10 protein-coding genes and 1 other RNA gene are annotated in these 14,611 nt (G+C 45.3%); 8 read left to right on the top strand and 3 right to left on the bottom strand.

What is annotated here, in order from left to right; translation table 11 throughout:
- Positions 1–251: 251 nt before the first annotated feature.
- The gene (locus Q5076_RS10405) at positions 252–854 is read left to right on the top strand and encodes a riboflavin synthase (protein ID WP_303012982.1); all 603 of its coding nucleotides are present in this window, start codon (positions 252–254) and stop codon (positions 852–854) included.
- A 32-nt stretch (positions 855–886) separates the two neighbouring features.
- Positions 887–1,432, top strand: a complete 546-nt coding sequence (locus tag Q5076_RS10400; RefSeq protein ID WP_303013048.1) for a nitroreductase family protein — start codon at positions 887–889, stop codon at positions 1,430–1,432.
- A gap of 212 nt (positions 1,433–1,644) precedes the next feature.
- Here the strand turns inward: Q5076_RS10400 and Q5076_RS10395 are convergent, their stop codons facing one another.
- The 3 genes from Q5076_RS10395 to rnpB form a co-directional block, all read right to left on the bottom strand.
- Entirely contained in the window at positions 1,645–4,926 is a 3,282-nt protein-coding gene (locus Q5076_RS10395) for a S41 family peptidase (protein WP_303012981.1), read from the bottom strand.
- 54 nt (positions 4,927–4,980) lie between these two features.
- Positions 4,981–6,300: a YihY/virulence factor BrkB family protein gene (locus Q5076_RS10390; RefSeq protein ID WP_004296663.1), complete on the bottom strand. Its 1,320-nt coding sequence runs from the start codon at positions 6,298–6,300 to the stop codon at positions 4,981–4,983.
- 112 nt (positions 6,301–6,412) lie between these two features.
- Positions 6,413–6,798: RNase P RNA component class A (gene rnpB, locus Q5076_RS10385), an RNA gene on the bottom strand.
- 99 nt (positions 6,799–6,897) lie between these two features.
- Here rnpB and Q5076_RS10380 point away from each other — a divergent pair.
- The 6 genes from Q5076_RS10380 (at position 6,898) to Q5076_RS10355 (ending at position 13,766) form a co-directional block, all read left to right on the top strand.
- Complete coding sequence (locus Q5076_RS10380; protein WP_303012979.1) at positions 6,898–7,878, top strand: C40 family peptidase; 981 nt, start codon at positions 6,898–6,900, stop codon at positions 7,876–7,878.
- Positions 7,879–7,920: 42 nt separating this feature from the next.
- Positions 7,921–9,072 (top strand): dipeptide epimerase, encoded by a 1,152-nt coding sequence (locus Q5076_RS10375; RefSeq protein ID WP_303012978.1) that lies wholly within the window; start codon positions 7,921–7,923, stop codon positions 9,070–9,072.
- Between the two features lie 219 nt (positions 9,073–9,291).
- Positions 9,292–10,827, top strand: coding sequence for a Do family serine endopeptidase (locus Q5076_RS10370; RefSeq protein ID WP_303012977.1), 1,536 nt, complete (start codon positions 9,292–9,294; stop codon positions 10,825–10,827).
- 182 nt (positions 10,828–11,009) lie between these two features.
- Positions 11,010–11,870 carry an RNA polymerase sigma factor RpoD/SigA gene (locus Q5076_RS10365; RefSeq protein WP_002561589.1) on the top strand — a complete coding sequence of 287 codons (861 nt, stop codon included), beginning with the start codon at positions 11,010–11,012 and terminating at the stop codon, positions 11,868–11,870.
- Between the two features lie 176 nt (positions 11,871–12,046).
- Positions 12,047–12,448 (top strand): hypothetical protein, encoded by a 402-nt coding sequence (locus Q5076_RS10360; protein WP_303012975.1) that lies wholly within the window; start codon positions 12,047–12,049, stop codon positions 12,446–12,448.
- 94 nt (positions 12,449–12,542) lie between these two features.
- Positions 12,543–13,766, top strand: a complete 1,224-nt coding sequence (locus tag Q5076_RS10355) for a clostripain-related cysteine peptidase (RefSeq protein ID WP_303012974.1) — start codon at positions 12,543–12,545, stop codon at positions 13,764–13,766.
- Positions 13,767–14,611 lie beyond the last annotated feature (845 nt).

The following is a 14,611-nucleotide window of genomic DNA, read 5'->3' as shown; positions in this document are numbered from 1 at the left end:
ATGTTATATGACATGTTTTATAATTTGGATGGTATCAGTAAAAGCCCCTATATTTGCACCGTTATCCTGAAAACAATCTTTTTACCTTAAAAAAAACTAATACCTATTGAAAACTGAGAAATGGAGCTTTGTGAAAAGCCCCATTTTTTTTGCTCTTATTTTTTAAGCTCCTTCTTTATTCGTATCTTTGGCGCCTCCGCACATCGGAGAGTATTATTTCAGTTGTAAATCGTAAACTAGTAATTTGAATTATGTTTTCCGGAATCGTAGAAGAATATGCTACTCTGGTAGCGCTGGTGAAAGACCAGGAGAATATACACTTTACGTTGAAGTGTTCGTTTGTGAATGAGTTGAAAATCGACCAGAGCATTTCCCACAATGGCGTATGCCTGACGGTGGTGACCCTGACGGACGATACGTACACGGTGACTGCCATGAAAGAAACGCTGGAACGTTCCAATCTCGGTCTGCTGAAAGTGGGGGATAAGGTGAACGTTGAACGCAGCATGATGATGAACGGCCGGCTGGACGGGCATATCGTCCAGGGACATGTAGACCAGACGGCCACTTGTATCGACATCAAGGACGCGGAAGGCAGTTGGTATTTTACATTCCGCTATGCGTTTGACAAGGAAATGGCGAAGCGCGGATATATCACTGTAGATAAAGGTTCGGTGACTGTGAACGGTGTCAGCCTGACGGTATGTAATCCGACGGATGACACTTTCCAGGTGGCTATCATTCCTTATACCTACGAGCATACGAATTTCCATACGTTTGAGGTCGGCAGCGTGGTAAATATCGAATTCGATATTATCGGCAAGTATATCAGCCGGATGATTCAATATAAATAAGGAAATATAAATAAGTGACCGGAGGATTGGAAATGGCATATACTGATTTTCTTCAATTGGTGCAGGCTCGTCAAAGTGACCGTTCGTATGATAAGGAACGTCCGGTGGAGCCGGAAAAGTTGGAACGGGTGCTTGAAGCCGCCCGTCTGGCGCCTTCGGCCTGCAATGCGCAGCCTTGGAGGTTTGTAGCCGTTACGGACAGGGAACTGGCTCGAAAAGCCGGCAAAGCCGCTGCCGGTTTGGGAATGAACAAATTTGCCAAAGACGCTCCCGTACATATCCTGGTCGTTGAAGAATCTGCTAATATAACCTCCCTGCTTGGCGGGAAGTTGAAAGGCAAACATTTTCCGTTGATTGACATCGGAATAGCGGCTGCCCATATTTCCTTGGCGGCTGAGGCCGAAGGGCTGGGTTCTTGTATTCTGGGCTGGTTCGATGAGAAAGAGATGAAACAGCTTGCCGGTATTCCTGCTTCCAAACGTTTGTTGCTGGATATTGTCATTGGCTATCCGGCAAAGGAAAAACGTAGGAAGATAAGGAAACAGAAGGAAAAAGTGATTTCGTACAATCATTATTAATTGAAAAATAATTATATTATCAGCCCTTCGGGAGAAGCGTATAACAGAAGGCATCGTTGGTTTTAAAGGAACACCTCCTTCCTTTTAAACCAACGATGCCTTCCTTTTAAAGGAACGACCCGTTCCTTTAAAACCAATAAACGGCTCTGTAAAGTGTTGATATCTAGTATATTATTAATGCCGCTGGAGAAGCGGCATTAATAATACGGTATTTATCTCTTTTTTGACAAATCTTTCAATAAGCAGTCTACTGCCGCTTTCAGTTGCGCGTCTTCCCCTTTCAGGCTGGCTTCCGGTTCATTATAGACCAGGATATCAGGTTGCAAGGTCTGGTTTTCGAGATAGTTGCCTTGCATATCCATGCAACCTACCTGCGGAATGCCGAATACGATAGACGGGTCTATCTGGCGTTCCCACCATACGGCTGTCATCGTTCCCGCTACCGGGGCGCCTACCAGCTTGCCGATGCCCAGAGTCTTATATACGAAAGGAGTGCCGTGTGCATTGCTGTAATTGTCCTCGCAGGTGAGCATGCATGAAGGTTTCAGCCATTTGTTGAATGGGTCGCTGCCGATATATTGTCCGCGCGGCACAAAACGTTGGTATTCCTTTCCGCCAAGCAAGGTTACCACATCATCGTGCAGCCATCCGCCACCGTTATGGCGGGTGTCTACCACTACGGCTTCTTTATTGCGGTAACGGCCGAGCAGTTCGGAATACATCTTGCGGAAGCTGGGGCTGTCCATGCCTTTGATATGCACATAGGCAATGCGTCCGCCGGAAAGCTCTTCGACTTTCTTGGCGCAACGTTCTACCCAACGTTTGTAGAGCAATTCATTTTGAGCTCCGTAGCTGATTGCCTTTACGGTTTCTTCAAAACGTTTCTTAGTGGAAGGGTCGTATATGGTAAGGACTACTTTGCGTCCTACTTTGCCTTCGAATAACGGGAAGTAATCGGCGCCGGCCTTAATGGGCATGCCGTCTACTTTCTCAATGATACAGCCTGCCTTCACATCTGTCTTTTTCCGGGTGAAGGGGCTTTGCTTCATAATTTCTTTAATTTTTAGCCCGTCGCCATTGTATGACTCGTCATAAAAGACTCCCAGAGTGGCGGTAGGCATTGCGCTGCTTCCTGTCGCAAACCGGGCTCCGGTATGCGAACCGTTCAGCTCACCGAGCAATTCGCTCAACATTTCCGTGAAGTCATAATTGTTGTTGATGTGGGGCAAGAAGCGTTCGTATGCTTTTTGGTATCCTTTCCAGTCTGTTCCATGCAAGTCGGCCACATAGAATTTGTCGTTTACTTGCTGGCAAACGTGGTCGAAGATGTATGCACGTTCCTCATAAGGGCGGTAGTCGAAGAATGCTTCGAATTCTATCGGTGTAATCTTGCTGCCGGCAATCTCTATTTTTTTCAGCCTGCCGCCCGTACACATAAAGATATTCTTTCCTTCCTTATCCGGTATGAGCGAACCGCCGCCGACTCCTTTCAGCAATATCCTAGTCGTATTTTCTTTCAATTTATGTTCCCAGAGGTCATAGTCCCCTTCAAAGGCTGCCAGGTAATAAAGAATATCTCCCTTCGGGCTCATAACGGCATCACTCAGGCGGGAAGAATTCACGGTTAAACGGACGATGCGGTCAAAACGGTTTTCCAAATCGAACGTGAGAGGTTTCACCTCTGTGCTGTCTTTTTTCGCATCCTTACCGGAGGCTGTTTTCTTCTTGTCTTTATTGTCTCCTTTCTTCTCCGCCTTTTCTTTCTTGGCTTTCTCTTTTTCCGCTTTTTCTGCCTTTTCCGCTTCTTCGAGTAAGGCGATGTCTTCTTTGCTCATCAGGAAGCGGTTGTATGCATCGACGTCGAAGAACATGATATAGGTGTCGCTTTCACTTCCCCAGCTACCGTGGCTACGGTATCCGGCACGGTCGCTGTTCCATATCATTGCCTTTCCGCCCAATACCCATTTGGCGTTGGTGTCGCTGTATCCGCTTTCGGTAAGATTGACCATTTCGCCTTTTCCGTCAGCTTTCAGCAGAACGACGTCTTTATTGTTCCAGCCTCCTACGCCGATGAAGTCCGACAGAATCCATTGGCTGTCAGGGCTCCATTGGAACCATTGGTCGCCGTCAGCATAAGAATACTGGTATTTGGCATCCATTACTGTACGTACAGCTTTGCTTTTCAGGTTGATGACGCGGATAGCGGTACGGTTTTCGAGGAAGGCTACTTCTTTGCCGTCAGGGCTGAATTGCGGTTGGAAAGAAGCGGCTTTGGAGTTGGTCAGGCGTTCTTCTTTCAATTCTGTGGCATAGGCGAATTGTTTCTCTTCTTTGCGGACGATGGTGGACGTGTAGAGCTGCCATAATCCGTCGCGTTCCGAAGAGTAGACAAGTGTGCGCCCGTCGGGGGCAAAGCTGATGTTACGTTCCTGGTCGGGCGTGTTGGTGATTTGTTTCGTTGTTTTATAGTCGATAGAGGTTACGTAAACATCACCGCGCATAATGAACGCGACTTCTTTTCCTTTGGGAGATACGGCGATGTCGGTGGCTCCGCTGGATCTGATTTGGCGGATGATGTCTTTGTCATTCTTGTCTGCCAGAATAGTGACGTTTACTTTTTGAGGCTGTTTGCCCGGAACAAGCGTGTAAATTTCACCGTCATAGCCATAACAAAGCGTGCCGGCGGCGGATATGCTTAGAAAGCGTACGGGATGCTTTGTGTGGAAAGTTATTTGTCGGGAAGCGGCGGCTCCGGGAGTACGTTGGAATACGTTGAAAGAACCTTTCTCTTCGCTCAGGTAGTAGAATGATTTACCGTCCGGGCTCCATACCGGTTCGCGGTCTTCACCCCCGAAAGCCGTCTGCTTTTGATAAACCGGCTTTTTCCCTGGAGTGTACATCCAGATGTCACGGGCGATAGGGGATATCTGGTGTTTGCGCCAATAATCTTCATATCCTTTCTTGTCCTGATAGAGCATGGTTCCCTCTTTATTGATGGAGATACATTCCATCGGCATGGATGAAAATAGGACGGGGCGTCCTCCCGTCACGGCTACTTCGTACACTTGCTGGAACTGGCTGGAAGGGAATCCGGCATCTTCGGCGGAGGGAGTGATGTTGGCTGTGAATAAAATGTGTTTGTTGTCTTTGTAGGCAACTGGTCTCTCACTGCCTGAATGGGTAGTCAACCGCTGTGGCGCTCCTCCTTCGCTGGATACGACGAAAACGTCGAGGCTTCCCATGCGGTCTGATGCAAAAGCAATCTGTTTGCTGTCGGGGCTCCATACCGGCTCGGTGTCAAAAGCCGGATTGGTCGTGATTTGTGTGGCCCGCCCGCCGGCTGACGGTACTGTGTAAATGTCTCCTTTGTAAGTAAATGCGATGGTCGTTCCGTCCGGGGAAAGGGCGCAATGGCGCATCCATAGAGGGGATTCTTGTGCAACGCCTGCCCCTGCCAGACAGATGGCGAATGCACTTAGCAATAGCTTTTTCATTTTTTCTAATCTAATTATGTTAAGTTCATTTTATTGATTGACGGTTGTGCCTTCTTATAAATCTTTCAGCAATACTTTACTTGCTTTTTTATAGTATTCTTCTCTGGATTCGGTCAGCACCTTCCATTCGTCGTTGAATTCTTCGTCTTTGTCTATTTTGAAATTCTCGGAGCCGTATGTGTCCAAACGGTCCAGCAGGACAGCCACATTCAGTTGATTGATATCCATTGAAGGCTGGTAACCGATTTCTTCGCTTTTTTCGTCGGTAACAACCTCGTGAATCAATTCTATTTCCTGTAACTGATAAAGTACCTGATTTGTCAGTCGGATGGGGATCTGATGCTCCTCCGATATTTCTGCAGCCGTATAGGGCGGTTCGTTCTTTTCGAATCGTTTGGCTATGAGTGACATAATCAGGATGGATATAAAATCCCGGTATCGTCTGCTGATGTTCCGGGTGTCCTGGTCAAAGCTAAAGCTGCGGATATTCTGTCCGGCATACGTCAGTTCGGCTCCAAACAAACAGATTGTCCAGGATATCTGCAACCAAAGCAGAAATAAGGGAAGTGCGGCAAAACTACCATAAATGGCATTGTACTTTGACACCCACAACTGGCTGTTGATGTACAGGAACTGAAAAGCCTGATAAGCAGACCCTGCCAGAATACCTGCAATGAGAGCGTGTTTGAATTTCACTTTCGTGTTCGGCATGAAGATGTACAGCCCGGTGAACATCAGCCATGTCAGGACAAAAGGAATAAGCCGTATCATGAATTTCATAACAGGAGCGAGCAGGACGAAATCATCCATCTGCTTGAGAATGGTGCTCATAAACAGAGAAAGTCCTCCGGATACCACGATCAGAATCGGCATCAGCAGGAACATGGAGAAATAGTCCGTAATCTTGCGATACATGGATCGTGCTTTTTTCACTTCCCAGATACGGTTGAAGGTGATTTCAATATTACTGACCAGATTGATAACCGTCCATAACAACATTACCAAACCAACTCCAATGAAAATACCTCCTTTGGTCTGTGAAAGATAGGAATTGACAAATGAGAGAATGGCCTCCGTTGTTTCTGTATTTCCTCCAAAACCGTTGCGGAACTGATGTTCCATCAGGTTGTCGAACCCGAAACCACGCGCTACGGCAAACAGGATGGCAAGTATCGGTACAATGGCAAGCAATGTGCTATAAGTAAGTGCAGAAGCTTTATTGGCCATCCGGTCTTTGGTAAACCGATTGATACAAAGATAGACGGTCTTTATAATATTGTAGAGTGAGAACTTGGTCCGGGTCACTTCGTCTTCCGTAATGCGCCAGATGTCATACGTAAGAAACTTCCATATATCGGTGATTTTCTTCTTCATAGTTCTTCGCTAATTACTAATTGCAAGCAACTAATTACTGATTACAACAGACTTGCTTGAACAGTCGATCCTCATCCATTAGTCATTTGTAATTAAATGGATAATTAAAAGAAAAAGCAGTCAGCCTATAAGCCGAGTTCTGTACCCATATAATTTCCGATTATTAATCTTTAATTATATCAGGTGCCTGTCATTTATCTGAGTGGCGTGTCACCACGACACTTTAGCGGTCTACCCTCCGACATGGAGCGAGCAACTCTCATAACGCCGGTTTACATGACCTTACAACTCCTAAGACGTACAGCCCGCATGTCGCCATGCGGCTGGTGGGCTCTTACTCCACCTTCTCACCCTTGCCTCTCCCCGAAAGAAGCGGCGGTTGTTTTCTTCTACGTTACTCTACCCTCACGGACAGCTTTCTGTTAGGAAGTAGGATGCTCTGTGTTGCCCGGACTTTCCTCCTGCATGAAACATGCACGCGACAGACCGGCCGACTGCTTCATTGTGCAAAGGTAAGTCATTTATTTTGTTTTAGCCAAAGAATGTGTTACAAATAGAAATAATTTCTACCTTTGCTATCGCAAAATTATTGGTTCGATGAGGAAATTTATTCTTTTTTTCTATTGTCTTTCAGTCATTGCGGCAGTCGGCCTGCATGCGTCGGAACTACCTGCCATGCCTGCCGATTCCGCCTATGGGGTGGTGCGTGTTTCGGTTTGTAATTTGCGTGAGGAAGGCAAATTCACTTCCGGTATGAGTACGCAGGCATTACTGGGAATGCCGGTCAGGATATTGCGATATACGGGTTGGTACGAGATTCGGACACCGGACGGTTATACCGGTTGGGCACACCGGCTGGTGGTTACTCCTATGTCGGAAGAAGGCTGTCATGAGTGGAACCGGGCGGAGAAGATTGTGGTGACTTCCCATTATGGGTTCACGTATGAGAAACCGGATGAGAAATCGCAGACCGTATCCGATGTGGTGGCGGGCAACCGTTTGAAATGGGAAGGAAGCAAGGGACGTTTTTATAAGGTCTCTTATCCGGACGGCAGGCAAGCCTATATTCCCAAATCAATCTCGCAACCTGAAGTCAAATGGAGGGCTTCGTTGAAACAGGATGTTGAAAGTATTGTCAAGACCGCTTTTTCAATGATAGGCATTCCTTATCTGTGGGCGGGGACTTCTTCGAAGGGGGTGGATTGCAGCGGATTTGTCCGTACAGTTCTTTTCATGCATGATATTCTCATTCCGAGGGATGCTTCGGAGCAGGCTTGTATCGGAGAACGCATTGAAATAGATGCCGGCTTTACCGGTGTGAGACGGGGGGATTTGGTGTTTTTCGGCCGGAAGGCGGTTGACGGCGGCAAGGAAAGCGTTTCCCACGTAGGCATTTATTTGGGAGATAAGCGGTTTATCCATGCATTGGGAGATGTACATGTGGGTAGCTTCGAGCCGGAGGATAAAGATTATGATGAGTTCAATACGGGGCGTTTGCTTTTTGCGGTCCGTTTCCTGCCTTATATAAATAAGGTGAAAGAGATAAATACGACGGACCATAATCCTTATTATAACTGACGTTCGGTATCGGAACGGCGGTTTTGTTTATTATTTGTTAAAATGCAGAATAGAAGAAAGTTTTTAAAAACGGCGGCTTGGACGGTTCTGGGTTCGGGGATGATTGCCCGGCAGGCGTTGGCGGGAGAACCGGCATGTGCCGCTGTCCATATAAACAGGTCCGGTCTGGGAGGGAAGATGAAAATGACTTTTTTCCCGTATGAGCTGAAGTTAAAGCATGTGTTTACGGTAGCTACTTATTCGCGTACCGTGACTCCCGATGTGCAGGTTGAGATTGAATATGAAGGTGTGGTCGGTTACGGGGAGGCGTCTATGCCTCCTTACCTGGGAGAAACGGTAGAGTCCGTGATGAATTTTCTGGGGAAGGTGAATCTGGGGCAGTTCAGCGACCCTTTTCAGTTGGAGGACATTTTGTCATACGTTGATAGCCTGTCGCCCGGAGATACGGCGGCAAAGGCTGCGGTGGATATTGCCCTTCATGATTTGGCGGGCAAATTGCTGGGAGCTCCTTGGCATAAAATATGGGGATTGAACAAGGAAAAGGCTCCTTCTACTACTTTTACGATTGGCATTGACAAACCGGAGGTGATGCGGGAGAAAACAAAAGAGTGCGCGGGGAGGTTTAATATATTAAAGGTGAAACTGGGCCGCGACAATGATAAAGAGATGATTGAGGCTATCCGTTCGGTTACGGAACTCCCGATAGCCGTTGATGCGAATCAGGGATGGACGGACAGGGAGTATGCGCTCGATATGATTTATTGGTTGAAAGAGAAAGGGATTGTGATGATAGAGCAGCCTATGCCGAAGGAGTATCTGGATGATATCGCCTGGATAACGCAACAAAGCCCGTTGCCTGTGTTTGCCGATGAATCCGTACAACGCTTGAAAGACGTGGCGGCACTGAAAGGGGCTTTTACGGGAATCAATATTAAATTGATGAAATGCACGGGAATGCGCGAGGCATGGAAAATGCTGACGCTGGCGCGTGCACTCGGCATGCGGGTGATGGTGGGGTGCATGACGGAAACTTCCTGTGCCGTATCCGCCGCCGCCCAATTCTCGCCTTTGGTGGATTTCGCCGACCTGGACGGCAACCTGCTTATCTCTAACGACCGCTTCAAAGGGGTGGATGTAGTGGAGGGAAGGATTACCTTAAATGACTTGCCGGGTATAGGTGTCATGAAAATCTGACTTTACTGAATGAATGTCAGAGTGTTAACGGCGAATGACATACAATGAATGTAAATTTGTCAGTTATTGTCGTTAACCGCTGTTAAGCCCCAAATATTCTCTGTTAAAAGTGGACAAAAAAGAGTGACAAGTAGAATAAGTGAACGATATTTGTTATTATTTTAACGTCGTAAAAGTTAAAACAATGTCGAATATTAACATTTTAAAGAATTATAAATCATGAAACAGACAACAAAGAACATTCTGGGAGTAGGAGCTATCATTCTTCTTAGCTCAGGAGTTGCAGGATTGACAACTTACAAGCTGTTGCAATCTAACGAGCCTGCAAAGGAGGCATCTTTTAGTGAGATGTTCAGGCAGAATCCCAATGTCAAATTGGCTGCTTTTGACGCGGTAAACGCTCAACCTGTCGATTTAACTCAAGCTGCGGAAAATTCGCTTCATGCCGTTGTACATATAAGGTCTACCCAAGAGGCTAAAACAAGGACTATACAGCAAGCGCCGGACATCTTTGATTTTTTCTTCGGAGACGGACGCGGGCAGCAACGCCAGGTGCAAACGCAACCTCGTGTGGGATTCGGTTCGGGAGTCATCATCTCGAAGGACGGATATATCGTGACTAATAACCATGTGATTGACGGTGCGGATGAAATCAGCGTGAAGCTGAATGATAACCGCGAGTTTAAAGGGCGTGTGATTGGGACCGACCCCAGTACGGACCTTGCGCTGGTGAAAATCGAAGGCGATGATTTCCCGACTATTCCGGTGGGAGACTCCGAAGCGCTGAAAGTAGGGGAATGGGTTTTGGCAGTGGGGAATCCGTTCAACCTGAATTCTACGGTCACTGCCGGTATCGTAAGTGCGAAAGCCCGTTCTCTGGGAGTATATAACGGAGGCATCGAATCGTTTATCCAGACGGATGCCGCCATCAATCAGGGAAACAGCGGCGGCGCATTGGTTAATGCCAGAGGTGAACTGGTAGGTATCAATTCCGTGCTTTCTTCTCCGACGGGGGCTTATGCCGGATACGGTTTCGCTATTCCGACCAGTATCATGACAAAAGTGGTTGCGGATTTGAAGCAATACGGAACGGTACAGCGTGCATTGCTCGGTATTCGCGGAGGTTCCATCGGCAGCAGCCTGATGGATGATCATCAACCGATTGATAAGTCCGGTACTACGTTGGCGGATAAAGCTAAGGAACTGGGTGTGGTAGAAGGTGTATGGGTTTCTGAAATCGTTGAAGGCGGTTCGGCTGCCGGGGCTGATATTAAGGTCGACGACGTGATTGTCGGTTTGGACAACAAGAAGGTGTCTAATATGGCTGATTTGCAGGAAGCCATTGCCAAACATCGTCCGGGCGATAAGGTGAAGATAAAACTGATTCGCGATAAGAAGGAAAAGACGGTGGAAGTAACCTTGAAGAATGAGCAGGGTACTACGAAGATTGTGAAGGATGCCGGTATGGAGATTCTGGGAGCTGCCTTCAAGGAGTTGCCTGATGATTTGAAAAAACAGTTGAATTTGGGCTACGGCTTGCAAGTGACGGGAGTTTCTTCCGGCAAGATGGCGGAAGCGGGAGTTCGCAAAGGATTTATTATCCTGAGAGCCAACGACCAGCCGATGCGCAAGGTCAGCGATTTGGAAGAGGTGATGAAAGCCGCCGTTAAATCTCCGAACCAGGTATTGTTCTTGACCGGTATGTTCCCGTCAGGCAAACGCGGATACTTTGCCGTTGATTTGACTCAGGAATAAAGTCTGAAATATAGGTAATAAGATTGCAGGATAAGCTAATGAAATAGAAAAAGGATGCCGACAGTCAACTTGCCGGCATCTCTTTTCGTTTTATTAGTAGAAATATAGTGTAAAAGTTACTTAATTTTATATGCTAACAAATTATTTGTCGTAACTTTGCACTCCAAATCTGTTTTTAAAGAATGAGACAACTAAAGATTACCAAAAGTATCACTAACAGAGAGAGCGCTTCTCTTGATAAGTATTTGCAGGAAATCGGCCGTGAAGACCTGATTACTGTCGAGGAAGAAGTGGAACTCGCTCAACGCATTCGTAAGGGTGACCGTGTAGCATTGGAAAAATTGACACGTGCCAATCTTCGTTTCGTCGTATCTGTGGCTAAACAGTACCAAAACCAAGGTTTGAGTTTGCCTGACTTGATTAATGAAGGCAATTTAGGACTGATTAAGGCTGCCGAGAAATTTGATGAAACACGTGGATTTAAGTTTATTAGCTACGCTGTATGGTGGATTCGCCAGTCTATTCTGCAAGCATTGGCAGAGCAGTCGCGTATTGTTCGTCTCCCGTTGAATCAGGTAGGTTCGCTGAATAAGATCAGCAAAGCCTTCTCGAAGTTTGAACAGGAAAACGAGCGGCGTCCGTCTCCCGAGGAGTTGGCAGACGAACTGGAAATTCCGGTTGATAAAATCTCTGATACGCTGAAGGTATCCGGCCGTCATATTTCGGTGGATGCGCCTTTTGTGGAAGGGGAGGATAACAGCCTGTTGGATGTGTTGGTTAACGATGATTCGCCAATGGCGGACCGCTCTCTGGTTAATGAGTCTCTTGCGAGGGAAATTGATAGAGCTCTTTCTACGTTAACCGATAGGGAAAAAGAAATCATTCAGATGTTTTTCGGTATCGGACAGCAGGAAATGACATTAGAAGAAATCGGCGATAAGTTTGGCCTCACCCGTGAGCGCGTTCGCCAGATTAAAGAAAAGGCAATTAGAAGATTAAGACAAAGTAATCGTAGCAAATTGCTCAAGTCTTACTTGGGATAAGTGAGAAGTATCAATTTCTGAAAAGAAAAGAATTTAAACCGCATAAGTCGCATTTTTCTCGTATGGGAATGTACTTGTGCGGTTTTTTATTTGATTGCCGCTTATTATTTCTGTTTCAATACTATGCTGACTTTTCCTCTTTTTTGTTATCTTTGCGAAATTAAAAATTATACGATATGAAATATGTAAAAATAGTATTTGCAGTCGCACTGGTGTTTGCCGTGTGCTCGGCTTTTTCTTTGAAGAAAGAGCATTCCAAACCTGTTTATGCTTTTGGAATTGCCGCTTCGTTTACGGATACTGTTGTCTATTTTACGGATATACAGGTATTGGATAGCGCAAAGGTCAGTAAGGACGGTTTTTTAGCTCATCGCGAATTGTATAGTTACCAGTTGAAAAACTACCTGGAGGACAATCAGTTGCAGCAAAACAGCACGTGTATGATTTATTTTTCGGAAAATAGGAAAAAGTTGGAAAAGGAAGAGACAAAGATTCTCAGCAAATATAAGAGAGGCGGAAATATGACTGTGTTGCGGGTGGATTCCGAAAAATTCCGATTTACGAAACCGGAAGAATAAACCGCTGAAATGTTAATATAGTAAGAGATGTAATTCTGCATCTCTTATTTTTTTTATCTTTGCCGCCGTATAACCGTATAAAAATTGAAATCTAATGAAAAAGATTAAAATACTTTCTGTTTTCGTTTGTCTGGCATTTTGGTTTGTATCTTGCCAGAATGAAGAGGAGCCGGAAAAATTTTACAGCGCCCGTACCGTATTGGTGTATATTGCCGGAGATAACAGTCTTGGACAGGCTGGTTTTGATTCGGAAGATGTGGAGGAAATGATAAGGGGAATGAAAAATACGGATGGGACGGAGAATAATTTGTTGGTTTATTGGGCTGGCTATCATGGGGATGCCCATCTGATTAGGCTGGTAAAGAACGGAAAAGGAGAGGTCAGGCAAGAAACCGTGATGGATTACGGCAATCAGAATTCTGTCAGCGTTGATGTTATGAAGGATGTCTTTAGGACTGCTTTTTCCAATTATCCGGCTAAAAGCTACGGTATCGTTTTCTGGTCTCATGGCGATGGCTGGCGGTTTTACCAGAATCCTTCGACCCGCTGGTGGGGGCAAGATGCAAGTGACGGAGACTATAGGATGAATATTCCCGATTTGCATGAGGCATTGTCTGTCGCTCCCCATTTTGATTTTATATTGTTTGATGCTTGTTATATGCAGTCTGTTGAAGTGGTTTATCAATTACGGGATTGTGCGGACTATTTTATAGGGTCTCCTACGGAGATTCCGGGGCCGGGCGCTCCTTATGAGGAGGTGGTTCCCGCGCTGTTCTCACAGGATAATCCGGCAATAAATATTGCAAAAAACTATTATGCGGTTTATGAAGAGAAGTATGATAACGGGGCTAATATGTCTAATGACAATTGGACCGGAGGAGTGTCTATTTCTGTAGTAAAGAGTAGTGAGTTACCGGCGTTGGCTGCTGCTACCAGGGAATTCTTGCTGGCAGGAACAAAGAAAAACAACTATATAGATGTCAATAATTCCGGGATATTATGCTACGATCCTTATCGTGATAAGTCTTATCATGACATGATGGGATTAATGCGAAAAATGAAAGAAGACGACCGTGCCCAGGCTTTTGAAAATTATGAAAACATATACCGGAATACGGTTGTTTGGATGAAATCAACGGATTATAATTATTGTACGTATCCGAACGGAGTTGGAGAGATGGCATCTATGAAGGGATTTCAAGGGTTGTCTACTTATATATTAAGAGACAATCAATCTATACAGGAAACTTATTATCGACAGTCTGTCGAATGGTATTCTGCTGCCGGATGGTCTGATATAGATTGGGTTGGTGATTAAGTCCGTTTTTATAGTCTTGTAGAGGTGGAGGGAATCGCGTTTCCCTTTCCCGGAGAATTGATTAGAGAAAAGGGTGTTTCCGGTAGGGATATTCATAAAAGGATGAGGCCCGAACGTTTTTTGTCTGATTTTGGGCTTCACTTCAAAATAGCAAAAGGGGACATCTGTAATTTATAACATAGAAATCTTCTTCCTCCTGTTTTAGCCTTCATTCGTCAGGATACAAGGCAAGAATAGGGGGATTTTTCTTTTTTTAAGTTCCAGTCTGTATGCTTTCCGATTTTCAATTTCTATTTTGAAACGGTCTTTTTTACTTTTAAACAAGAATATTCAGAAATGGGGAATTTGCTGAATATCCTTGACTGTTAACCGTTTCCCTAATTCGTGTGATTGCTATTTCATTTTTATCGGGGTGTGCGGCGATATAATCAGACTGTTTATTGTAGAGTATCGCTTTAGGTAGTCTAAAGCTGTGCTTTTCGATTGCTAAAGCCATGCTTTGGACCAGCTAAAGCGCTGTGTTTGTGCAGCCTTTTATACTTGTTTTTCTGACCGGTGCATATATGGGCTTGTATGTAAGCAATGAAATCATTTTGCCTGTTGTTGCAAACCTTACTTATTATAATAGGCGTGCGCGTAGTAATAGGGAGCGGTATGTTTGGGGGATTGTACCGGTTTTGCTTATCCGGTATCTTCTTCTATCGTTTTTTATAAAGAATGGTGAATTTTTTATTTGTCTGTCATTCAATGCTTTCTGTTTATTATGTATTATTCTTAATAAAAAAAGTCGATATTTGTTTGGATAATAAGAATAAGTTGTCTACTTTTGCACCCGCTTTGCAAGA

Origin of the sequence: uncultured Bacteroides sp. (genome assembly GCF_958445495.1) — a bacterium.
In the GTDB taxonomy this organism is placed as follows: domain Bacteria; phylum Bacteroidota; class Bacteroidia; order Bacteroidales; family Bacteroidaceae; genus Bacteroides.
Note: the sequence above shows the minus strand (reverse complement) of the source record. Positions and strands in the feature narration are given on the sequence as shown.

What these genes read in the sequence shown, in the direction of transcription:
- Q5076_RS10405 (WP_303012982.1), top strand. Translation starts at nt 252, where the DNA reads ATGTTTTCCGGAATCGTAGAAGAATATGCTACTCTGGTAGCGCTGGTG.
- Q5076_RS10400 (WP_303013048.1), top strand. Translation starts at nt 887, where the DNA reads ATGGCATATACTGATTTTCTTCAATTGGTGCAGGCTCGTCAAAGTGAC.
- Q5076_RS10395 (WP_303012981.1), bottom strand. Translation starts at nt 4,926, where the DNA reads ATGAAAAAGCTATTGCTAAGTGCATTCGCCATCTGTCTGGCAGGGGCA.
- Q5076_RS10390 (WP_004296663.1), bottom strand. Translation starts at nt 6,300, where the DNA reads ATGAAGAAGAAAATCACCGATATATGGAAGTTTCTTACGTATGACATC.
- Q5076_RS10380 (WP_303012979.1), top strand. Translation starts at nt 6,898, where the DNA reads ATGAGGAAATTTATTCTTTTTTTCTATTGTCTTTCAGTCATTGCGGCA.
- Q5076_RS10375 (WP_303012978.1), top strand. Translation starts at nt 7,921, where the DNA reads ATGCAGAATAGAAGAAAGTTTTTAAAAACGGCGGCTTGGACGGTTCTG.
- Q5076_RS10370 (WP_303012977.1), top strand. Translation starts at nt 9,292, where the DNA reads ATGAAACAGACAACAAAGAACATTCTGGGAGTAGGAGCTATCATTCTT.
- Q5076_RS10365 (WP_002561589.1), top strand. Translation starts at nt 11,010, where the DNA reads ATGAGACAACTAAAGATTACCAAAAGTATCACTAACAGAGAGAGCGCT.
- Q5076_RS10360 (WP_303012975.1), top strand. Translation starts at nt 12,047, where the DNA reads ATGAAATATGTAAAAATAGTATTTGCAGTCGCACTGGTGTTTGCCGTG.
- Q5076_RS10355 (WP_303012974.1), top strand. Translation starts at nt 12,543, where the DNA reads ATGAAAAAGATTAAAATACTTTCTGTTTTCGTTTGTCTGGCATTTTGG.